The organism is Microbacterium sp. STRO-2N (assembly GCF_057747775.1).
This window is the reverse complement of sequence record NZ_CM173223.1, coordinates 2,683,785-2,705,398: the sequence shown is the minus strand read 5'-3', so window position 1 is coordinate 2,705,398 and position 21,614 is coordinate 2,683,785. Positions and strand designations below refer to the sequence as shown.

At 70.1% G+C, this 21,614-nt stretch carries 17 protein-coding genes; 15 read left to right on the top strand and 2 right to left on the bottom strand.

Annotation, left to right across the window (positions count from 1 at the left end; translation table 11 throughout):
- Positions 1–49 precede the first annotated feature (49 nt).
- The 13 genes from AC3ANN_RS12630 (at position 50) to AC3ANN_RS12570 (ending at position 14,839) form a co-directional block, all read left to right on the top strand.
- Complete coding sequence (locus AC3ANN_RS12630) at positions 50–577, top strand: hypothetical protein (protein ID WP_488337747.1); 528 nt, start codon at positions 50–52, stop codon at positions 575–577.
- Positions 574–1,332, top strand: a complete 759-nt coding sequence (locus tag AC3ANN_RS12625) for a hypothetical protein (protein ID WP_488337746.1) — start codon at positions 574–576, stop codon at positions 1,330–1,332. The genes AC3ANN_RS12630 and AC3ANN_RS12625 overlap by 4 nt, the downstream gene beginning before the upstream one ends.
- Before the next feature lie 9 nt (positions 1,333–1,341).
- Positions 1,342–1,674, top strand: coding sequence for a hypothetical protein (locus AC3ANN_RS12620; RefSeq protein WP_488337745.1), 333 nt, complete (start codon positions 1,342–1,344; stop codon positions 1,672–1,674).
- Positions 1,675–1,812: 138 nt separating this feature from the next.
- Positions 1,813–2,106 carry a WXG100 family type VII secretion target gene (locus AC3ANN_RS12615; protein WP_488337744.1) on the top strand — a complete coding sequence of 98 codons (294 nt, stop codon included), beginning with the start codon at positions 1,813–1,815 and terminating at the stop codon, positions 2,104–2,106.
- 52 nt (positions 2,107–2,158) lie between these two features.
- Complete coding sequence (locus tag AC3ANN_RS12610) at positions 2,159–2,650, top strand: WXG100 family type VII secretion target (protein WP_488337743.1); 492 nt, start codon at positions 2,159–2,161, stop codon at positions 2,648–2,650.
- On the top strand, positions 2,643–2,954 hold the full coding sequence (locus AC3ANN_RS12605; protein ID WP_488337742.1) for a hypothetical protein: 312 nt from the start codon (positions 2,643–2,645) through the stop codon (positions 2,952–2,954). Before AC3ANN_RS12610 ends, AC3ANN_RS12605 begins: the two co-directional genes overlap by 8 nt.
- Positions 2,955–2,967: 13 nt before the next feature.
- Positions 2,968–5,646, top strand: coding sequence for an ADP-ribosyltransferase (locus AC3ANN_RS12600; RefSeq protein WP_488337741.1), 2,679 nt, complete (start codon positions 2,968–2,970; stop codon positions 5,644–5,646).
- Positions 5,646–6,485, top strand: a complete 840-nt coding sequence (locus tag AC3ANN_RS12595) for an ADP-ribosyltransferase family protein (protein ID WP_488337740.1) — start codon at positions 5,646–5,648, stop codon at positions 6,483–6,485. The genes AC3ANN_RS12600 and AC3ANN_RS12595 overlap by 1 nt, the downstream gene beginning before the upstream one ends.
- Before the next feature lie 259 nt (positions 6,486–6,744).
- Positions 6,745–8,298: an AlkA N-terminal domain-containing protein gene (locus AC3ANN_RS12590; protein WP_488337739.1), complete on the top strand. Its 1,554-nt coding sequence runs from the start codon at positions 6,745–6,747 to the stop codon at positions 8,296–8,298.
- The gene (locus AC3ANN_RS12585) at positions 8,295–8,825 is read left to right on the top strand and encodes a methylated-DNA--[protein]-cysteine S-methyltransferase (protein WP_488337738.1); all 531 of its coding nucleotides are present in this window, start codon (positions 8,295–8,297) and stop codon (positions 8,823–8,825) included. Before AC3ANN_RS12590 ends, AC3ANN_RS12585 begins: the two co-directional genes overlap by 4 nt.
- A 62-nt stretch (positions 8,826–8,887) precedes the next feature.
- The gene (locus AC3ANN_RS12580) at positions 8,888–10,810 is read left to right on the top strand and encodes a clostripain-related cysteine peptidase (protein ID WP_488337737.1); all 1,923 of its coding nucleotides are present in this window, start codon (positions 8,888–8,890) and stop codon (positions 10,808–10,810) included.
- Between the two features lie 394 nt (positions 10,811–11,204).
- Positions 11,205–13,028, top strand: coding sequence for an ABC transporter ATP-binding protein (locus tag AC3ANN_RS12575; RefSeq protein ID WP_488337736.1), 1,824 nt, complete (start codon positions 11,205–11,207; stop codon positions 13,026–13,028).
- On the top strand, positions 13,025–14,839 hold the full coding sequence (locus AC3ANN_RS12570) for an ABC transporter ATP-binding protein (protein WP_488337735.1): 1,815 nt from the start codon (positions 13,025–13,027) through the stop codon (positions 14,837–14,839). Before AC3ANN_RS12575 ends, AC3ANN_RS12570 begins: the two co-directional genes overlap by 4 nt.
- 194 nt (positions 14,840–15,033) lie before the next feature.
- Here AC3ANN_RS12570 and AC3ANN_RS12565 read toward each other — a convergent pair whose 3' ends face one another.
- The gene (locus AC3ANN_RS12565) at positions 15,034–15,486 is read right to left on the bottom strand and encodes a GNAT family N-acetyltransferase (protein ID WP_488337734.1); all 453 of its coding nucleotides are present in this window, start codon (positions 15,484–15,486) and stop codon (positions 15,034–15,036) included.
- A gap of 172 nt (positions 15,487–15,658) precedes the next feature.
- Here AC3ANN_RS12565 and AC3ANN_RS12560 point away from each other — a divergent pair, with 172 nt between their 5' ends.
- Positions 15,659–17,875 (top strand): NADP-dependent isocitrate dehydrogenase, encoded by a 2,217-nt coding sequence (locus AC3ANN_RS12560; protein WP_488337733.1) that lies wholly within the window; start codon positions 15,659–15,661, stop codon positions 17,873–17,875.
- A gap of 70 nt (positions 17,876–17,945) precedes the next feature.
- Here AC3ANN_RS12560 and AC3ANN_RS12555 read toward each other — a convergent pair whose 3' ends face one another.
- Positions 17,946–20,108, bottom strand: a complete 2,163-nt coding sequence (locus tag AC3ANN_RS12555; RefSeq protein ID WP_488337732.1) for a L,D-transpeptidase — start codon at positions 20,106–20,108, stop codon at positions 17,946–17,948.
- A gap of 225 nt (positions 20,109–20,333) precedes the next feature.
- Here AC3ANN_RS12555 and AC3ANN_RS12550 point away from each other — a divergent pair, with 225 nt between their 5' ends.
- On the top strand, positions 20,334–21,533 hold the full coding sequence (locus AC3ANN_RS12550; RefSeq protein ID WP_488337731.1) for an ROK family transcriptional regulator: 1,200 nt from the start codon (positions 20,334–20,336) through the stop codon (positions 21,531–21,533).
- Positions 21,534–21,614 lie beyond the last annotated feature (81 nt).

Here is a 21,614-nt window from a genome sequence, read left to right as displayed (position 1 = left end):
TCGCTCATAATGGTAGGCGCATGCAACACGGAAGCGAGCGGAGGGCCCGATGAGCCAGCGGAACGTCCTCGGCGGCGCGCCGGGTCAGCCGCAGCTGCGAGCCTCCGGTCCCGGCGTCGCCCTCGCGCCGGCGAGCAACGCGATCCCCGAGCTGGAGGCATCCGCCGAGAAGCCCCGCTCCATCTGGCGGCACCCCGCGTTCCTCGTCTCGATGATCCTCACGGTGCTGGCGCTGATCGCAGCGGGCGTGCTCATCGTCTGGTCCCTGCTCGCGGGCGGTGGCGGCGCCGTCTCGAACCCCGAGATCTCGGTCGAGGGCGGGAACGCGCACGTGTCCTGGGCGGCGGACGGACCGGTCGACCTCTACGTCGTGACCGGCGACGACGTCCTCGACGTGTCGCAGCTGATCGTCGGGGACGAGGCCTGGGTGCCTGCAGCCCTCGGATTCTACGAGTCGACCTCGTGCTTCGTCATCCGTCCCGCGTCGGAGTCGGCTCAGGACGTCACCCTCGACAGCGATGCGCTCGCCGCCCAGCGCGGCGCCAGCGCGTGCGTCCGCGACGCGGCCGGCGGATGAGGCGCCTGCTCGCCGCACCGGCTGCCGTCGCCGCGGTCGTCCTCCTGGCCGGGTGCGCCGCGCAGGCGGGCGCCGCGCCGACGCCGGCGCCGACGCTCTCACCGACCTGGGTCGACCTGGATGCCGCGGCCGGCGTGCGCGACAGCGGCAACGGGCTGTGGCTGCTCGACGGGCCGACCGCGGCGGGCGAGGTGGTCAACGCGACGCGGGCCGGCGGCGACGTCACGATGACGCTCGCCGTCCACGAGACGATCCCCGTCGAGGGCGGCGACATCGTCGACGGCCGCGCCATCAGCGTGGACCGGTCCGGGTCGCCCGATCGCTATCGAGCCTCGTTCACGGTGGGCGACCAGACCGGAGAGCTCGTCGTCATCGGGGCCGATGCGTGGATGCGCGGCAACGAGGCCCTCCGTGCGCGCTTCGCCCTCGAGGGCGACGGGTTCGCGTGCGTCTCGCGCCAGTCGGCGGGGTTCGCCGAGCTCGAGAAGCTCGTGAACCCGGCCGACGTCGTGCGCTCGGCGCTCATCGGCATGGAGATCGGCGTGCTTCCGCCCGAAGAGGGCGACACCGACCTCTCCCTGGCGATCGGCACCGGTGGTGCGCCGGTCGGCGAGCTCGTCGTCGCGGCGCAGGGCGCTCCGCTGCCGTCGACGCTCATGAGCGCGGACCCGACCGGCACGGTCCGGGCGGAGTTCGCCTGGGGCGAGACGCCCGCCGTCGAGGCGCCCGAGGGTGCGCCGGAGTCGTGCCGTTAGGATCGCCCCGTGAACGATGACATCCGCGAGGAGCGCTGCGCCGAGATCGCGGCCGCACTGCTCGAGCTCATGCCCGCGATCCTCGAAGGCCGGTCGGATCCGGGACGCCTGCAGGACGCGCTCGCGGCGACCAGGCGCATCCGGCGCGTCGCCGACGCGGGGTCCGACGGCATCTCCGATCCCGCGTTCCGCGCGTGGCTCGAGGCGGCGCCGGGCAATCTCACGCGCCTCGAGTCCGCGCTCATCGCGGGGGATGCGGACGCCGCGTTCACGGCGTTCCGCGACCCCGCCGAAGGCATGCACCTGCTGACCACCGGGTGCGCGGGCTGCCGAGGCTGGTGACGCCGTCCAGGGTGCCCGCGGTGCGGGATTAGGGCACAGCCGGGAGCCATGGCATTCTGTCCTCGGGGGATTCGACGCTCGAACCGGCGGTCGATCATCCGCCGATCAACGAGACATCGCTGAACAGGAGTCACTCTCATGGCAGAGATCCGCGTCACTTCCGAGTCCCTCTCCGGCGTCGCCGGCCAGCTCTCGAGCGGCTCGCAGTCGATCGAGTCCCAGCTGTCGAACCTCAAGGCGCTCGTCGACGGCCTCGTCGGCGGCGACTGGTCGGGCAGCGCCTCGCAGTCGTTCAGCGAGCTTTACTCCCAGTGGGACCAGGCGGCTCTCCAGCTGAAGGAATCCCTCCAGGGCATCAGCGACCTGCTGAACCAGGCATCGCTGTCGTACGAGGACTCCGAGAACCAGATCGCGTCGACCTTCCAGGGCTGAGGTTCGGTGAGGCCGGCGCACAGCGCCGCCTCGTCAGGAGGGAGTGCGATCCATGTCCACGTTCCGGGTACGCGCGTCGAGCCTCGGCGAGGTCGCCGCGCAGTTGAACAGCGCGGTCGCCGTCTTCGACGGGCACGTCTCGTCGGTCACGTCCAACGTGGCATCCGTCGCGGGTGCGACCTGGGTCGGTGACGACCAGACGGCGTTCCAGGCCAAGTGGGAGCACTGGCAGCAGACGGCCGACCTCGTGCGGATGTCGCTGACCACGCTCGCGGCGCAGCTGGTCGCCGCCGAGGGCGCGTACACGACGACGGAGTCGGGCGTGCAGTCGGGTCTCGTGCAGCGCCGGCAGGCGAACGAAGCCGTCGTCGAGCAGGTGGAAGAGGTCGACGAGTCCGTCGACACCGGCCTCGACCGTGCTCGCACCGCCCGCGAGGACGCGCCCACGGTGCAGATGGCGGGAGCCATGACGGTGCGGACGGGTCGCGGCGAGTCGCAGTCGGGTCCCGGTCGCGCGGCGCAGGCAGGAGACGACGATGACTGAGCAGGTGGCCGACACCGACGCACTGCGGAGCCTGAACGAGTCGCTGACGAGCATGATCGGATACTGCGACGCGCTGCGCGCGGGTTCCGCGGCGTTCGCGTACATGCTTCCCGCCGAGTGGCAGGGGCCGGCGTTTTCGCGCTTCCTGGTCGCATTCGAGACCTGGGCCGCTTCTGCGGCCGCCTTGACCGAGGAGACGGCGCAGCTCCAGGCGCACGCCGCGCACGTGCTCGCCTCGTACGAGACGGGCATCGGCGAGCTCGACTCGATCTGGTCGTCGTACCGAGGCCAGCTGGGCGCATGAGGGGGAAGATCTGATGCTGGTGCGGATGGATGCCGCGACCTTCGCCTCCGAGGCGTCGCAGGTGGGCGCGGCGGCACGGAAGGTCTCGCAGGCCACGACGTCTCTCGCGAGCTCCCTGAACGGCTGTTCCGGCATGGCCGGCATCGATCCGATGGCCGAGGAGTTCGCCAACGGAACCCCCGAGCAGGGCGGATACGACGCGTCGACGACCGCGATGCTCAAGGGCGGGAAGACCCTCGCGCAGGCCGTGGCTTCCTTGGAGGCGCAGGTGATCGGCCTGGCGGCCGCGTACCGCGCGATGGAGCTCGCCGGTGCCGACGGCGGTGCGAATCCGTACCTGGGCATGTCGGCCACCACGATCAGCGGTTCCGTGCCCCACGCCGCGTCGGCGCTCGGCGACGAGCAGCGCGGCACGCCTCAGGGCGAGATCATGGAGTGGATCGAGAACTTCCTGAAGGACACCGCCGGGATCGTCATCCCGACGGCGGACACGGGCAAGGTCTCGAACGCCGCGAGCGCGTGGTCGACGTTCTCCGGCGACATCACCTCGGCCTCTTCGACACTTTCCGCGGCGCTCCCGGCGACGCTCGCGTCGGAGTTCCCGCAGAGCGGCGACGTCTCGGCCGTCAAGAGCAAGCTCGTGGAGCTGCTCGACGGGTTCTCGGCCGATGCGGATGCGATCTCGCAGGGATGCACGGACTACGCCACCAACGTCGAGACGATCCGCGGTGAGCTGAGGGCGATGCTCGGTCAGCTCGCCCTCGAGGTCGCCATCGACATCGGCATCGGGGTCGCCCTGTCGTTCTTCTCGTTCGGCGCCGGCGCGCTCGCCGGCATCGCGAAGGCCGCCGCGACGGTCGCCCGCTGGATCCCCAAGCTGCTCTCGGTGATCAACCGGCTCAAGACCCTGATCCAGTCGTCGAAGCGGCTCATGGCGCTCATGCGTCGGGCGGCGATCGAGGCCATCGAGTCGACCGTGTCGGGCACGATCGCCAACGCGGGCGCGTCGCTGGCGTTCGGCAACTTCTCGTGGTCGGGGCTCGGCGGTGCCGCGCTCTCGTCGGGCATCGGCGGCGTCGTGTCCGGCCCGTTCTCCCACATCGGCTCGACGATCACGTCGCGCGGACCGCGGATGGTGGTGACAGGCTCGGTCGGAGCCGTCACAGGCGCCGGCGGCGGTATCGCCGGCGAATGGGCGGCCTCGCAGGTGACCGGCCAGGAGTTCAACCTGCTCGTGTCGGCGCTGGTGGGTGCCGGAGGCGGTGCGGCGGGCGGCTCGTTGGGCAACATCGCGAGGCCGGGCTCGAGCACCGCGCCGGGCGTCGAGGTGAGCGCTCCGAACACCACTCCGGCGACGGCGAACGTGGGCGCGGGCGGTACATCGGCCGCGTCGAACACGACCACGACGTCTTCGGATGGTCCGTCCAGTGGAGCCCCGACCCCGGTGGCCACGAGCGGCGGCGGCGCGGCGACGCCCGGTACGGGTGGCGCCGGCGGTCCCGGCGGATCGGGTGCACCGTCGAGCACGGCCCCAGCCGGCGTCGGTGGCGCCTCGGGCGGGTCCGGATCGACCAGCACCGCGAGCCCGGTGCCGATCGTCGATTCCAGCGTCGACGTCCCCGCGAGCCTCGACATCGACGAGCCCTCGACCACCCCCGGGGGTGGATCGACGACCCCCACGGCCGACAGCACCCCGTCCAGCGACGCAGACGTGCCGCCGATCACTCCCGACACCGACGCACCGTCCGCTGCCGACATCGACCGCCAGTTCGACGAGCTGGAGGCCGACATCGATCGTCAGTTCGACGAGCTGGAGGCCGATATCGATCGTCAGTTCGACGAGCTGGAGTCGGACATCGATCGTCAGTTCGACGAGCTGGAGTCGGACATCGATCGTCAGTTCGACGAGCTGGAGTCGGACATCGATCGTCAGCTCGATGAGCCGGAGACCGACATCGACCAGCACGTCGACGACATCGCGTCCGATGCCGCCGGGGACGGGGGCGTTGCCGAGGGCGACGCTGATGCGGCCGAGGCCGCTGATGGGCCGGACCGGATGAGCGACGACGACTTCGCACAGCTTACTGCCGCGGAGCAATACGACCAGGCGATGTCGGAGATCTCGGGCGGGGCGACGACGTTCAGCGACAATGCCGACGCGATTCAGTACGGACGCGACGAATGGGGTGGCGTGGCGGGCGGGCTCTCGCCCGACGTTCGCGACGCCACACTCGATTACACGCGTGAGCTGCCGGGGCCGAGCGGGATCACGTACCGCGAGATCAACGGGGCGCTGCGCGCGGGTCCGCCGTATCCGACAGATGTCGCCCCGCACATCGACCGCATCGATCGGGCAATGGCGGCGCACCCACTGTCGGAAGACGTCATCATCACGCGCGGCACCAACATCGGGCATTGGTCGGTCACCGCCGACCAGGCACCCGGTGTCGTTTTCGACGAGGCCTCCTACCTGTCGACATCCCTCGGCGGACCAGCGGACGCGTTCGACGGCAAGGACGTCATTCTCCACCTCCGTGTGCCGGAGGGCACGCCTGCAATGTGGGTGGAAGAGGTCTCGGCGTTCGGAGCGGGCGAGCGTGAGCTCCTGCTCGGGCGCGGGTTGCAGTGGGAGGCCACCCGGTCCGTGTTCATCGACAGCCAGTGGCACGTATTCGGAGAGGTCGTCAGGTGATGTCGCGATTCGATGAGGACCTGCATCCGCGGGTGGTGAGCGGTCGCCCTCATTACAATTTCGGCGCGCAGGGTCCGGTGTATGCGGTCCCAGTCGTCCGAGGTGGGGAGACTGTCGGCTACCTTTTCCACGGTGCCGAGAACGAGCCTGACGCCGCGGGCCTGATCGCCACGACGTCGGGTGATTTCCAGCCCAAGGGGTCGGGTCATTGGTCCGCTGCGCTTCAGCGGCTGCGTGAGGCCGACGTTCCGGCAGCGGAGGCGGTACGTTCGCTGTTGGGTACCGTCGGCCCTGAAGGCGCGGGCGCGGTGGGCACCGAATTGCGCCGGTACGACGGCAAGTCCGTCCTCGATGTCGAGCTGAATCCGCACAAGGCCACCAGAGGCACCCGCCGCGATGCACCTGCCTCGTCGCGACAGGTCATCGATGCGGCACTGCGTGGCGAACGTCCGGTGACGCCCGAGATCTGGGCTCGAGTAGCGAAACTTGACACCGCGCTGTCTGCCAAGCCGACTCCCGAGGCGGTCGTGGTCGCGCTCACGCGCGCATCGGCGCTCATCCCAGACGATCTGGCGACCGGGTCGCGGGTTTTCGAACCGAGCTTCCTGACCTCGTACCTGGCAAAGACGGGTCAGCGGTTTCCGGGCGTGGATCTCGTCGTGTGGCTCCGGGTGCCCGCGGGCACACCGGCGCTCTTCCGCGAGCCGTCGGTCGCCGGCGACCCGGGGCTGTTGATACTCGGCCGTGGGCTGGAGTGGCAGGTCGACCGCGTGGTGGACATGGAGGGCCAGAAGGTCGTCACCGCGCACGTCGTGGACCGGCGCCCCGCGCAGCCCTGACACGGCCGACCGACCGGCGACCCGACCGTGCGCTCGTGGCTGACCTGGCTGGCGGAGCGAGAGGAGACGCGAGATGTCTGACGCCGCCCGGTGCGTAGCCGCTTTCAGCGTCCGAGTCTCGCGTGATCTCGCCCTCGGCGATCTTTCGAAGTGGCGCCCCTACCTGCGGGCGCGCGATGTCAGCGGGGGATAGGCGCGCCACCATCGCCATGTCCGATTTCCGCGAGCCGATGTCGGAGGAGCATGTCAGGCTAGGGGCATGAGCCTGGCCATGACGTTCGATGAGCGGTATCGCGCAATCGACTCGCGCGACACCCGCTTCGACGGGCAGTTCGTCACCGCGGTGCGCTCCACCGGCATCTACTGCCGCCCGAGCTGTCCCGCTCGCACTCCCAAGCCATCGAACGTCACCTTCTACCCGACGAGCGCGGCGGCGCACGAAGCGGGCTACCGGGCCTGCAAGCGGTGCCTGCCCGAGGCCGCTCCCGGGTCGCCGCAGTGGAACCTCCGCGGCGACACCGCCGGCCGCGCGATGCGGCTCATCGCGGATGGCGTGATCGAGCGCGAGGGCGTGCCCGGGCTGGCACGACGCCTCGGTTACTCGCCGCGCCATCTCACTCGGCTGCTCACCGCGGAGCTCGGCGCCGGGCCCCTCGCACTGAGCCGTGCGCACCGTGCGCAGACCGCACGAATGCTGCTCGTGGGCACCGACCTGCCCGCCGCCGACGTCGCGTTCTCGGCGGGGTTCGCGAGCGTCCGCCAGTTCAACGACACCATTCGCGAGGTGTTCGGGATGCCGCCGCTCGAGCTCCGCGCGCGCCGCAGGGTCATCCGGCAACTCGCCGGTTCGAGCGTTTCGCCGATCGAGGCCATGGCCGGGCCGGGCACCTCGATCGACCTGGTGCTTCCGCACCGGGGTCCGCTCGACGCGGAGGGACTGTTCGCGTGGATGGCGGCCCGCGCGGTCGCCGGCGCCGAAGAAGCGACGGCGTCGACATTCGCCCGCACGCTTCAACTGCCGCACGGCCCGGCGTGGTTCGAACTGCGCGTCGATGGGGCGGGGCGCGTGCGCCTGCGCGCGCGGCTGACGCACCTCGCAGACCTGTCCACTCTCGTGACGCGTGCGCGTCGGTTGTTCGACCTCGACGCCGACCCGTACGCGATCGACGAGGCGCTGTCGCGGCATCCGGAACTCGCGCCGCGCGTGGTCCTGATCCCCGGCATCCGCGTGCCGGGCGCAGCCGACCCCCACGAGATGCTCATCCGCGCCATGGTCGGCCAGCAGATCACCGTCGTCGCCGCGCGTACCGCGCTCACGTCCCTGACGGCGGCGCTCGGTGAACCGGTGCCCGAGCTCGGGGACCCGGCATCCGCTCCGCCCCTGCTCTTCCCGACGATGGCGGCGATCGCGGAACGCGGCCACGAGGTCCTCCGAGGCCCGGCCGCGCGCATCCGTGCGATCACCGGCGCCGCGGCCGCACTCGCCGACGGCGCGCTGACACTCACAACCGGCGACGACGCCGCCGAGCAGCGCGACGCGCTTCTCGCGATGCCCGGCATCGGCCCATGGACCGCCGACTACGTCCGCATGCGCGTGCTCGCCGACCCCGATGTGTTCCTCCCCGGCGATGTCGCCGTGCGGGCGGGTGCGGCCGCGGTCGGCATGCCGTCCGAGCCTCGGCCCCTCACCGACTGGGCCGCACGCACCGCGCCGTGGCGCAGCTATCTCACCGCACACCTGTGGCGTGCGGTGCCACCCAAGCAGCCGGCATCCCGTCGCCGCTCTCGAACCGATGGAGGAGAGACCTCATGATGACCACCACCACTGCCACCATCCAGACCGTCGACACACCGGACGGCGCGTTCACACTCCTCGCCGACGACGCCGGCCGCGTGCTCGCGTCGGGCTGGACCGACGACGCCGATCGCATCCTGGACCGGCTGCGCGCGGCCGACCGGCCGGCGACGGTGCGTCGCGTTCCCGCCGGCACGACCACGGATGCCGCGGCCGCGGTCATCGCGTACTACCAAGGCGAGTCGGCGGCCATCGACGAGATCCCGGTGGTTCAGCACGGCACGGCGATGCAGCGGGCCGGATGGGACGCGCTGCGGCGGATCCCCCCGGGACGCCCGCTCACCTACGCGGAGTTCGCAGCCGAGCTCGGCTCTCCGAACGCAGTGCGCGCCGCGGCATCGATCTGCGCCCGCAACGCGCCGGCACTTTTCGTCCCGTGCCATCGGGTGCTGCGCACAGGGGGAGCGCTGGGCGGGTTCGCGTGGGGACTCGAGGTCAAGCAGAGTCTGCTCGCCCGCGAGGCCGGCGTCATGCAGTTCGCGTGAAATCCGCCCCTTGAGGGGCGCCGCTCTGGCGTGCGGGACAGGCTGACCGCCACCATGAGCGCATGAAGCCGAAGCCGTCCTGGTGGATCCTCGCAGGTGTGTTCGTCGCGATCGTGCTCGTCGGCGCGCTTTTCACCACGCGGTCGTCGTCCACAGCCGGCGGCGAGGACGCCGATCCCGCGTCGTGGACGTTCATGGTCTATATGATCGGCGACACGAACCTCGAGCCGTACGCGCTCGACGACATCGCCGAGATGGCGTCGGTGGGGTCGGACGACGAGGTCAACATCGTCGCGCTCGTGGACCGCAGCCCGGACTACTCGACCGACCCCGCGGTCGACCTCGCCGACTGGGAGGACACCGTCGCCGTCGAGGTGCAGCAGGACCACCTCGAGGTGATCGGCGAGCCGGGCGAGCTCAACATGGGCGCACCCGAGACGCTCGCCGACTTCGTCGCCGAGACGGCGACGGCGTATCCGGCCGACAACTACGGCCTGGTGCTGTGGGATCACGGCGCGGGCTGGCCTGGCGTCGGTCCCGACGAGACGGACGACTACGACGTGCTCGAGCTCGCCGAGATCGACCAGGCGCTCACCGAGGGGCTGGACCGCGCCGGCATCGAGAAGCTCGACTTCATGGGGTTCGACGCGTGCCTGATGGGCACGTACGAGGTGGCGAGCGTGATGTCGGCCCACGCGGACTATCTGATCGCCTCGCAGGAGGTCGAGCCCGGCCACGGATGGAACTACGCCGAGCTCGCCACGATCGCCGAGGACCCGGCAGCGGGTCCCACCGACCTCGGCTCGGCGTTCATCGAGGGGTACGCCGAGCAGGCCGAGGAGTGGGGGACGGAGGCCGACATCACGCTCGCGATGCTGGACCTCGCCCAGGTCGCAGGACTGCAGGAGGCCGTGACCGCCCTCGCCGAGGTCTACGGAGCCGATCCCCATGCGCTCGGACCCGAGATGGCCACCGCTCAGGCGGATGTGCTCGAGTTCGGCCGCAGTCCCGATCCCGAACTCGCCACGAACCAGATCGATCTCGGCGGCTACGTCGAGAATCTCGCCGAGACCGGTGGTGAGGATGTCGCGGCCGCCGCGGAGCAGGTGATCTCCGCCCTGCAGGCTCTCGTCCTCGACCAGACGGCCGGGCCCGCGACCGACGCGGCCTCCGGGGTGTCGATCTACTTCCCCGAGGTGGAGGAGTACTTCCTGCAGGACTACCTCTCCCTCGACGACGTGCCCGCGTGGCCGGCTGCGCTCTCGGCGTTCTTCTCGAGCGGAGACCAGCTCTCCGAGGAGCTCCGGGCGCGCTTCGAAAGCGGCGAGAACACCACGGAGGTCGTCTTCGACGGCGAAGGCGTCACGCTCACCGCCGCGCTGCCGCCGGCCGCGGCTTCCGCGATCGTCGACGCGACGGTGTCGGCGGCATACCGGGACGGCGACGAGACGATCTACATCGCCGAGCTGCCGGCAGATCTGACGGTCGGCGCGGACAGCGCCTCGGTGTCGGGCTGGTACGACCTGTCGTATCTGATGCTGAGCGACGGCGAGCGCGAGGTGCTCGCGCACCAGGACATCACCACCGACCCCGACACCGGCTACCGGACGATCGACGTGCCCCTGGAGTACGTCGCACCCGATGCCGATGACGACGAGTACCAGGACGCGCTGCTGTCGATCGTTGTCGATGCCGAGGGCAGCATCGTGGAGGAGGACTTCTACCTCCTCGACGACGAGTCCGGCACGTACGGCGCGATGACCCCCGACGCGGATGCGATGCTGTACCCCGTCGTCCTGGTCTTCGACGACGAGGACGGCTGGCAGTACGAGCGCACCGACGACGACGGGATCGCCGCCGACCTGCCGGCGATCCAGTTCGCGATCGAGTACCTCGAGCCGGGAACGACGCTCGTGCTCGACGCCGACATCCAGGATTACGGGCAGCAGACCGACACCGTGAGCGTCGAGGTCGTGATCCCCTGAGCGGGGTCCTGAACTCTCTGTTGCGCTCAGCGAACTCCCAGGTATAGGCTGGAGGGCTGTCGCGCCGCATCACGCAGGCGGCGCGTGCAGCCCTATCCGCTCAGCCCAAGGAGGAAGCAATGTATCAGGCCGCCGTCGCCGCGAAGACCGCATTCGTCCTCCGCGCCGCTGCGCCGCTCCCCATCACGGGGCTGCCGCGTCCGTGCATTCAGGGATAACCGCCTTCCTCCCGCGCCGGCATTCGCCGGCATCGGCATACCGCCATCGCGCGGAGCGTTCCTCTCTCTGAGGCCGCTTCGCCGCCACGCTCTCGTCCCGCCCCGCTCGACCCGGCCGCCGGCTCGTCCGAACACGACCCGTGCCGGGTCATCCGCATCACCTCCCCACAAGGATCATGACCACCACTGCCGACTCGCCACGGTCCGAACTGTCCACTTTCAGAGCCCTCGCGAGGCTCCTCCCCTTCGCGAAGCCGGTGCTGCCGCGGCTCACCCTCGGCGCCGTCAGCGCGCTCGCGGCCAGCCTGCTGGCGCTCTCCATCCCGCTCGTCCTCGAGGCCGTCGTCCGCGGCCCGATCGCAACGGGCGACATCGCACTGATCGGATGGGGCGCCGCCGCCATCCTGGCGCTCGGTCTCGCGGAGGCCACCATGGTGTGGCTGCGCCGCTGGTTCGTGCTCGGACCCGCGACGATGGTCGAGTACGACCTGCGTCAGGGCTTCTACTCGCGGCTCCAGCGTCTGCCGGTCGCGTTCCACGACCGCTGGCAGTCCGGTCAGCTGCTGAGTCGCATGATGCAGGACATCAGCATGCTGCGCCGCTGGCTCGCCTTCGGTCTGGTGCTGCTGGTGGTCAACGTGATCACGATCGCCGTCGGTACCGTGCTGCTGTTCCGCTGGCACTGGCTGCTCGGCGCCATCTTCCTCGTCACGTCCGCACCGCTGTGGTACGCGGGCTACCGGTTCGAGAAGACCTACGGCACGCTCGCACGGCAGTCGCAGGACCAGGCGGGCGACCTCGCCACCGCCGTCGAAGAGAGCGTCCACGGCATCCGCGTGCTGAAGGCGTTCGGCCGCGGCAAGCACGCGCTGCAGAAGTTCACGCGCCAGGCCGAGACTCTGCGTGAGACCGAGCTGAGCAAGGCCCGCGCCGTGGGCTGGATCTGGTTCTGGCTCGTGCTGCTTCCCGACATCGCGTTCGCGCTGTGCCTCGGCGCCGGCATCTACCTCGCCGCCCTCGGTCAGGTGGACAGCGCCGAGCTTCTCGCGTTCTTCGCGATGGCGACCGTCCTGCGCTGGCCGATGGAGTCGATCGGGTTCCTGTTCTCGTTCATGCTGGACGCGCGCACCGCGACCGACCGCATCTTCGAGGTGTTCGACGAGGAGAACACCATCGTGGATCCGGCCCAGCCGAAGACGATCGAGCGCGCACGCGGCGAGCTGGCGTTCGAGGGCGTGCACTTCCGGTATCAGGATGCCGCGACCCGGGAGCGCGACCTGCTGGACGGTGTGGATCTCGTGCTTCGCCCGGGCGAGACCATGGCGCTCGTGGGACTCACGGGGTCGGGCAAGACGACGCTCACGACCCTGCCGACGCGCCTGTACGACGTGACCGGCGGCCGCGTGACGCTCGACGGCGTCGATGTGCGCGACCTGACGCTCACCGAGCTGCGCCGCCACATCGGCATGGCGTTCGAGGACGCGACGCTGTTCTCGCAGAGCGTCCGCGACAACGTGCTGCTCGGCCGCGAGGACCTGGTGCCCGGCAGCCCCGAGGCCGAGGCCGTGCTGCGCGAAGCGCTGTCGGTCGCCCAGGCCGGGTTCGTCGACGACCTGCCCGATGGCGTCGACACGGTCATCGGCGAAGAGGGCCTGTCGCTGTCGGGCGGGCAGCGCCAGCGTCTCGCGCTCGCGCGCGCGGTCGCGGCGCGCCCCGCCGTGCTCGTGCTGGACGACCCGCTGTCGGCCCTCGACGTCGACACCGAGGCCCTCGTCGAGGACGCGCTGCGCGAGGTGCTGCACGAGACCACGGCCCTCGTCGTCGCGCACCGCCCGTCGACGGTCATGCTCGCCGACCGCGTCGCGCTGCTCGAGGCCGGGCGCGTCACGGCGGTCGGCACGCATTCCGAGCTCCTCCGACAGAGCGAGCACTACCGCCACGTGATCTCGAGCCTCGAGGTCGAAGAAGCCCGCCTGCGGGAGAGGGAGGTGAACCTGTGACCACGACCGTCACCGGAACCAGCGGCGAAGACCGCTCCGACTACACGCGCGCCGAGAGCAAGGCGATCCGCCAGCGCTCGTTGCGCCTGCTGGGCTCGCTCGTCTCGCCGGTGCGCGGCCAGCTGATCCTCGCGGGGGTCGTGCTGATCGTGTCGACCATCCTGCGAGTCGCAGGACCCGCGCTGATCGCGTACGGCATCGACAATGCCCTGCCTGCAGTGGTGGATCGCATGGACTGGATGCCGACGATCGGCGTCGTCGCCGTGTACCTGGTGACCGCGATCGGCGGTGCCGCCCTGATCGGGTGGTATGTCGTCGTGGCCGCGCGCCTCACGCAGGCGATCATGCTCGATCTCCGCAAGCGCATCTTCGTGCACACGCAGCGGCTGAGCCTGGAGTTCCACGAGTCGTACACATCGGGCCGCATCATCTCGCGCCAGACGAGCGACCTCGACACGATTCGCGAGCTCCTCGACGGCGGGCTCAACGAGCTCGTCTCGGGCATCCTCTACGGCGGGTTCACGCTCGTCGCGCTGCTGATCGTGGATTGGCAGTCGGGTGTGATCCTCATCGTGATGGGGCTCCCGCTGTTCCTGCTGATGCGCTGGTTCTACACCCGGTCGCAGCTGGTGTACCGCGAGTCGCGCGTGGTCAGCGCGAAGGTGATCGTCAAGTTCGTCGAGACGATGACCGGCATTCGGGCCGTCAAGGCGTTCCGCAAGGAGCAGCGCAACGACGACGAGTTCGGCGGGCTCGCGCTCGACTATCGCGACGTCAACATGCGCTCGATCCGCCTGTTCGGCACGTTCGAGCCCGGACTCATGGCCGTGGCCTCCGTCACTCTCGCGCTGGTGATCGCGTGGGGCGGCATCCGCGTCTCCGACGGCGTGCTCGAGATCGGCGTGCTGCTGGCGGCCGTGCTGTACGTGCGCAACTTCTTCTCGCCGCTGCAGGAGGTCGCGTTCTTCCTGAACTCGTACCAGTCCGCGACGGCCGCGCTCGAGAAGGTGTCGGGCGTGCTGGAAGAGGAGCCGACGGTTCCAGACCCGATCGATCCGGTCGACCTGTGGAGCGCGAAAGGTCACATCCGGTTCGACGACGTGCTCTTCGGGTACTCGAAGGACCGCGTCATCCTGCCGGACTTCTCGCTCGACATCCCCGCCGGTCAGACGATCGCGCTCGTGGGAACGACGGGTGCCGGCAAGTCGACGCTCGCCAAGCTCGTGTCGCGGTTCTACGACCCGACGCGCGGCGCGGTGACCCTCGACGGTGTCGACCTGCGGCGCCTGCACCCGAAGGACCTGCGGCGCGCGATCGTCATGGTCACGCAGGAGGCGTACCTGTTCAGCGGGACCGTCGCGGATAACATCGCGCTGGGCAAGCCGGACGCGACGCTCGACGAGATCAAGGCGGCTGCTCGCGCGGTGGGGGCGGATGCCTTCATCGAGGCGCTCCCCGACGGCTATCACACCGACGTCAACAAGCGCGGTGGACGCGTGTCGGCGGGGCAGCGTCAGCTGATCTCGTTCGCGCGGGCCTTCCTCGCCGACCCGGCGGTGCTGATCCTCGACGAGGCGACGGCGTCGCTCGACATCCCGAGCGAGCGTCAGATCCAGGATGCCCTGCAGACGCTGCTCGCCGATCGCACCGCGATCATCATCGCCCACCGTCTGTCGACGGTCGCGATCGCCGACCGCGTGCTGGTCATGGAGCACGGCCGCATCATCGAGGACGACGCCCCCGAGGCGCTCATCGGCGGTGACGGCAAGTTCGCCCAGCTCCATGCGGCCTGGCGCGAGTCCCTCGTCTGACACTGGACCGACGGATGCCCCGGCCCCGCGTTCGCGCGGTGGCCGGGGCATCCGTCATTCCCGGCGAGGGCGGCGCGCAGCAGGGCGACGAGGCCTCGATGGGGGAGGGGTATTCGAGGCCCCGCCGCCGGTCTCGGAAATCCCGGCAGGAGCGTCTCGCGGAGTGGATGGTGGGGGGTCGCGTGTGTCAGGGACTACAGGCGGATCTCCGCAATGACTTCACCGTACTCGGTCTCACCGACCGGCGTGAAGCCCACGCGCTCGAAGAATGCCTGCGGACCTCCTTCGCCTGCTTCGTAGAGGACGTTGACGTGGTCCATGCCGCGGTTGCGGGCCTCTTCGAGGAGGCCGGCGACGGCGAACCGGCCGATGCCGCGTCCCTGGTCGTCGGCGTCGACGTTGATGCGCCACAGGACGGAGCGGAAGTGCTCCTGGGGGGCGTCCGGGTCGAAGTTGCCGCTCACGAATCCGACGACCTCCTCGCCGTCGAGGACGACGCGCTGCCAGGTCGTCTGGGGATTCACCACCGTCGCGGCGATTCCGTAGCTCACCGGGGAGAGGTACTCCTCCTGCCCCGGTTTGAGCGACAGATTGTTGACCGCCACGATCGTCGCGGCGGACAGTTCGACAAGTCGCAGGTCGGCCATACGCCCCAGGCTAGCCGGGATGACGGCATCGGGCATCGTTCGGTCTGCGGGATTAACACCGCGTTCACACGCGCCACCGCGCGCAGCGGGGGCGGAAGTTATCTTGACGTCGAGATATCTCGGGACGCCGGTGCGATAGGCTGAGGGCCGACCCGTACGAAGGACGCAACTGGTGACCGACTCGACCATCATCTACACCTACACCGACGAGGCTCCGGCTCTCGCGACCGCATCGTTCCTGCCGATCGTGCAGGCTGTGACCCGACAGGCGGGTGTGGACGTGGAGACCCGCGACATCTCGCTCGCCGGCCGCATCCTCGCGGCGTTCCCGCAGAAGCTGACGCCCGAGCAGCAGGTGTCGGACGCCCTCGCCGAGCTCGGCGGCCTCGCGACGCTGCCCGAGGCCAACATCATCAAGCTGCCGAACATCTCGGCCTCGATCCCGCAGCTGAAGGCCGCGATCGCCGAGCTGCAGTCGCAGGGCTACGACATCCCCGACTACCCGGACGAGGCCGAGACCCTCGAAGAGAAGGACGTGCGCGCGCGCTACGACCGCATCAAGGGCTCGGCCGTCAACCCCGTCCTGCGCGAGGGCAACAGCGACCGCCGTGCTCCGCTGTCGGTCAAGAACTACGCGCGCAAGCACCCGCACCGCAACAAGCCGTTCGCCGAGGGTTCGAAGACGCGGGTCGCGACGCTCGGTCACGACGACTTCAAGTCGAACGAGCAGACCACTGTCATCGACGGGGACGACGTGCTCTCCATCCAGCACGTCGCCGCGGACGGCACCACGACGCAGCTCAAGACCGGCGTCAAGGTGCTTCCCGGCGAGATCGTCGACGGCACCTTCCTGTCGGCGCAGGCGCTCGACGCGTTCCTCGCCGACACCATCGAGCAGGCCCGGGCCGAGGACGTGCTGTACTCGGTGCACCTCAAGGCCACGATGATGAAGGTCAGCGACCCGATCATCTTCGGCCACGTCGTGAAGGCGTACTACGCGGACGTGTTCGACCGGTACGGCGACAAGATCGCCGAGGCCGGCCTGACTCCGAACGACGGGCTGGGCGCGATCCTCGCGGGCCTGGCCGAGATCGAGGGCGGCGCCGAGATCGCCGCGGCCTTCGCCGCTGCGACCGACACCCCGCGCCTGTCGTACGTCAACTCCGACAAGGGCATCACCAACCTGCATGTGCCCTCCGACGTCATCGTCGACGCGTCGATGCCGGCGCTCATCCGCAACGGCGGCAAGCTGTGGGGCGCCGACGGCGGCGAGGCCGACACGCTCGCGGTCATCCCGGACTCCTCGTATGCCGGGGTCTACCAGACGGTCATCGACGACGTGATCGCGCATGGTCCGCTCGACCCGGCGACCATCGGAACCGTCCCGAACGTCGGACTCATGGCACAGGCCGCCGAGGAGTACGGCAGCCATGACAAGACCTTCGAGATCGCCGCGCCCGGCACCGTTCAGGTGCTGAACTCGGCCGGCGACGTGCTGCTCGAGCACGCGGTGCAGCCGGGCGACATCTGGCGCGCGACCCAGACGAAGGACATCGCGATCCGCGACTGGGTGAAGCTCGCCGTCACGCGCGCCCGCGCGACCGGTGCCCCCGCGGTCTTCTGGCTCGACGAGAACCGCTCGCACGATGCCGCCCTCATCGCGAAGGTCAAGACGTACCTCGCCGACCACGACACCGACGGCCTCACCATCGAGATCCTCGCGCCGGCCGCAGCGACCCAGTACTCGCTCGACCGTCTGCGCAAGGGTGAAGACACGATCTCGGTCACCGGGAACGTGCTGCGCGACTACCTCACCGACCTGTTCCCGATCCTCGAGGTCGGAACGTCGGCGAAGATGCTCTCGATCGTGCCGCTGCTGGCCGGCGGCGGCCTCTTCGAGACCGGCGCGGGCGGCTCGGCCCCCAAGCACGTGCAGCAGCTCCTCGCCGAGGACTACCTGCGCTGGGACTCGCTCGGCGAGTTCTTCGCGCTCGCCGCGTCGCTCGAGCACCTCGCCGACTTCACCGGCAACGTCAAGGCGCAGGTGCTGGCCGACACGCTGGATGCCGCGACCGGCACGTTCCTCGAGAACGACAAGTCCCCGGGGCGCGCGCTCGGCACGATCGACAACCGCGGCAGCCACTTCTACCTCGCGCTGTACTGGACGCAGGAACTCGCGAAGCAGGAGGCCGACCCTGAGCTCGCAGCGGCGTTCGCGCCCGTGGCGGAGGCGCTCGCGGCGAACGAGCAGCGGATCGTCGACGAACTGATCGCGGTGCAGGGCTCGCCGGTCGACATCGGCGGCTACTACCGTCCCGACGCCGAGCTCGTGACGAACGTCATGCGCCCCTCGGCGACGTTCAACGAGATCGTCGACGCGATCGGCTGATCAGCCCGCAAGAACGAGAAGAGCGGATGCCCCAGGCCGGGGCATCCGCTCTTCGTCTGCGCGACACGCGTCAGCCGTGGACCCACACCTCGGTTCCGACGGGGGCCCAGCGGTAGACGAACTCGGCGATGTCGGTGGGCATGTTGACGCAGCCGTGGCTCATGCGGTTGCCGAAGTTGTTGTGCCAGTACGTGCCGTGGAAAGCGATGTCGGGGGCGAACCACGTGAGCCACTTCACGTCCTTGGTGCAGTAGCTGTCAGTGCGAGTGGGGTCGTAGCAGAGCGCACCCAGGTCCTGCTCGGCAGTGTGTGCGTACACGCGGAAGCTCCCCGTGGGCGTCGGCGTGCCCGGAAGCCCTGACGAGATCGCGTACGACTGCACGACGTTGCCGTTCTCGAACAGGTACGTGCGCTGGGCGCCGAGGTCGACCTCGATGCGGCGCGCGATCGAGACGGTCGTCACGGGCACCTCGGTGACCGGCAGCGTGTACGCCGCGTTGCCATCGGCGAGCTGGGCTGCGAAGTCGGACGCGACGTCCGACGTGTCGCCCACCTCGCGCCCGCTCTGGCCCGCGGATTCCTCGCGCAGCACCTTTCCTGCGCTGTCGGTGATCACGAGTGCGTTCTCGGGAGCGCGGTTGACCGCAGCGGCGAGTGTGTCGACGACCGGCTGGATGGCGGCGGCGTCGGCGGCGATCACGAACTCGCCGTCGCCCGGGGTGACGGTGAGCCAGGATGCCGCGACCGCGCGGTCCACCGGAACGGTCCGCTCTTCGCCGACGTAGAAGCCGACGGTTTCGAGCATGCCGTTCAGCTGCGCGACGGTCGCGTCCGCGACCTCGGTCGGGATGTCCGCCGGAACGTCGGCGACGACAGGATCGATCTCGACGCTGGTCTGCCCCGCTTCGAAGGCGTCCTGGAGTGCGGACTGGACGGTCGCCACGTCGATGCCGGTGCCGAGCGTCGCGGGGGTCGTGACGTACGAGGCCGACGCGGCGTCGAACGTGACCTCGGCGTCGACGGGATCCGTGTACACCTCGGGCATCGCGGCGCGCAGCGCCTCGGTTGCAGCGGCGGGGTCGAGTTCGACCTCCGCGTCCACGGGCGGAGCGAACCACGCCGTCGGGTTCCACATCGGGTGCTCGGCGAAAGCCGCGTCGGCGAGCGCGCGGGCGTCGACCGTCGCACCGAGGTCGGCGCCCGTGACTGTGACCTCGCCCTCCTCGCCGACGATGACGACCGTCGTCTCGGCGAGGCGCTGTTCGATCGCGTCGGCGGCAGCGCCCGGGGTGAGCCACCCGACCGGCACGCCGGCGACCGACGTCCCGGGCGCGATCAGGACGAGCGACGTCGCGACGAGGCCGACCACCGCGACGGCGGCCGCGGCGCTGATCCACAAGGCGGTGCGCTTCTTCTTCGGCTCAGGTTCGGCAGGGGCCCACGCGTAGACCGGGGGGACGGCATCCGTCCCCGGAGTCGTCTCCGTGTCGGGGGCGAGCGTCGCGGTCGCGGTCGTGGCGACGACGGACGTCGGTGCGGCGCCACCGGTGGAGGCGAGGAGGGCCGTCGTCGCGCCGTCGACCGAAGTGACGATCGCGGCGGGGGCGTCGGCGTCGACCGCTTCGGCGTCCTCGGGCTGCGCGTCCGGCGCGACGGCAGATTCCGCGTCATCCTCGGCGGCGAGATCATCGGACGGCTCGTCTTCGACGACCTCGTCCTCGATGACGGTGAGTGCCTCGGCCTCAGCGGGCTCCGTGCCGGCAGAAGCTTCCGACTGGTTCTCGACGTCCTCGTCGTCGGCGGCTGCGGGCTCGGCGTCTTCGGGCTCGGTCGGCTCCGGCTCTTCGGCCTCGGCCTCCTCGTCGTCGGCGTCCTCGATCTCGGCGAGGTCATCGATCCCGGCGGTCTCGGAGTCGTCAGCGGCGCCGTCGGGCTGATCCTCGGCGCCCTCGACGTCCGCGGCGGCGGACTCGGACACCGCGTCTTCGTCGAGGACGACGTCGGTCGGCTCCGGCTCGGGCTGATCCTCGACGTCGGCGTCTTCGTCGGTGGGGACGTCGCCTGCATCCGCCGGTTCGGCGTCTTCCGCCGGGCCCGTGCCTGCGGGTTCGGCGTCGGCTTCCGCCGCGGCGTCGACCTCGATGGGGTCGACGGAATCGTCGACAAGGACAGACTCGGCCGGCTCGTCATCAGAACCCTTGCCGGCCTGTGGCTCGATCGCCAGATCCGTCACGCCTTCACCCCCGACTGTGAATCAACGCTCAGACCATGGTAGAGGACACTCGCTGAGGGTTGGGTCACAGGCTCATCACACGATGAAGCGCCGGTCACGGACGGATTCCACGCATTCCCGCTGCCCGACGCCGGCGCGGGGGATTTATCACGGGTTCGTAAACTTCTGGCGCGATGGGCGGCGAACGGGTTGCGAATTGTTTGTTCGTAAGGTCTACTAACAAACATGACCACCCCGGAAGCGCGACGAGGCACCTCCGCCGTCGACGTGACGCAGCGACCCACGGCGAACGTTCGAGCGTTCGCCCCCGGCCGCGCGCTGCGTCAAGGCGCCAAGGTTCTGCCCGAGCATGCTCGAGGGCACAACCGCGCGCTCGTGCTGCAGACCCTGTTCCACCAGGGCGCGATGAGCCGAGCCGATCTCTCACGCGAGACCGGGCTGACCCGCGTCACGATCTCGGACCTCGTCGCGGAGCTCATGGCCGACGGATTCGTCGCCGAGATCGGCATGCGCGAGTCGTCGGGGCCGGGCAAGCCCGCGATCCTCGTCGACCTCGATCGCGGTGGCCATCGCATCGTCGGACTCGACCTGTCGGGCAGCGACACGTTCATCGGCGCCGTGCTGACCCTCGACGGCGACATCGTCGCGCGACGCGAAGTCGTGGTGCCCGGTGCCGACGAGCTCGTCGAGACGGTCGTCGAACTGGCGCGCGCCCTCGTGGCCGACTCGCACGCACCCGTGCTCGGCATCGGCGTCGGCACGCCCGGCGTCGTCGACGACCACGGCGTCATCGTCACCGCACCGAACTTCGGGTGGGCCGGCTTCGACCTCGAGACGGCGCTCCGCCGCGCGCTGGACCTTCCCGTCCTCGTCGCCAACGACGCCAACGCGGCCGTCCTCGCCGAGTACACGTTCGGCCGTGCCGCCGACGACGTCCTGCTCGTCAAAGTCGGCCGCGGCGTCGGCTCGGGCCTCCTCCTGGCGGGCCAGCCGATGCGCGGCAGCCGGTTCGCCGCGGGCGAGATCGGCCACGTCACCGTCGGCACCGATGGCGGCCCGCGCTGCGCCTGCGGGAAGGTGGGATGCCTCGAGGCCTGGCTGTCGGTGCCCTCGCTGACGTCGCGCCTCGCCGAGGCATCCGATCCCGCCGCACGCGAAGGCGTGCTACGGGACGCGGGGGAGCGCCTCGGCATCGCCCTCGCGCCCGTCGTAGGCGCCCTCGACGTGTCGGAGATCGTGCTCTCCGGCCCCACCGAACTTCTCGGCGGCTCCCTCGCGGATCAGACCGTCGAGACGCTCCGCGCACGCACACTCGCCCCGTCCCATGACGACGGCGTGCGCGTGCGGATGACGGCGCAAGGCCAGGACATCGTCCTGCGCGGCGCGGCCGTCATGGTCCTGTCGGGACAACTCGGGGTGTCGTGACGTCTCCGGCGGCGCGCACCTCAATCACCACCCCCCGGATGGGCCACCCGGTCCACCCGACACCGAGAGAACACAGAGGAA

Excerpts from the sequence above, each read along its gene's own strand:
- AC3ANN_RS12595 (WP_488337740.1), top strand. The coding sequence starts at position 5,646 with ATGTCGCGATTCGATGAGGACCTGCATCCGCGGGTGGTGAGCGGTCGC.
- AC3ANN_RS12600 (WP_488337741.1), top strand. The coding sequence starts at position 2,968 with ATGCTGGTGCGGATGGATGCCGCGACCTTCGCCTCCGAGGCGTCGCAG.
- AC3ANN_RS12565 (WP_488337734.1), bottom strand. The coding sequence starts at position 15,486 with ATGGCCGACCTGCGACTTGTCGAACTGTCCGCCGCGACGATCGTGGCG.
- AC3ANN_RS12630 (WP_488337747.1), top strand. The coding sequence starts at position 50 with ATGAGCCAGCGGAACGTCCTCGGCGGCGCGCCGGGTCAGCCGCAGCTG.
- AC3ANN_RS12610 (WP_488337743.1), top strand. The coding sequence starts at position 2,159 with ATGTCCACGTTCCGGGTACGCGCGTCGAGCCTCGGCGAGGTCGCCGCG.
- AC3ANN_RS12590 (WP_488337739.1), top strand. The coding sequence starts at position 6,745 with ATGAGCCTGGCCATGACGTTCGATGAGCGGTATCGCGCAATCGACTCG.
- AC3ANN_RS12585 (WP_488337738.1), top strand. The coding sequence starts at position 8,295 with ATGATGACCACCACCACTGCCACCATCCAGACCGTCGACACACCGGAC.
- AC3ANN_RS12625 (WP_488337746.1), top strand. The coding sequence starts at position 574 with ATGAGGCGCCTGCTCGCCGCACCGGCTGCCGTCGCCGCGGTCGTCCTC.
- AC3ANN_RS12615 (WP_488337744.1), top strand. The coding sequence starts at position 1,813 with ATGGCAGAGATCCGCGTCACTTCCGAGTCCCTCTCCGGCGTCGCCGGC.
- AC3ANN_RS12575 (WP_488337736.1), top strand. The coding sequence starts at position 11,205 with ATGACCACCACTGCCGACTCGCCACGGTCCGAACTGTCCACTTTCAGA.
- AC3ANN_RS12580 (WP_488337737.1), top strand. The coding sequence starts at position 8,888 with ATGAAGCCGAAGCCGTCCTGGTGGATCCTCGCAGGTGTGTTCGTCGCG.
- AC3ANN_RS12605 (WP_488337742.1), top strand. The coding sequence starts at position 2,643 with ATGACTGAGCAGGTGGCCGACACCGACGCACTGCGGAGCCTGAACGAG.
- AC3ANN_RS12550 (WP_488337731.1), top strand. The coding sequence starts at position 20,334 with ATGACCACCCCGGAAGCGCGACGAGGCACCTCCGCCGTCGACGTGACG.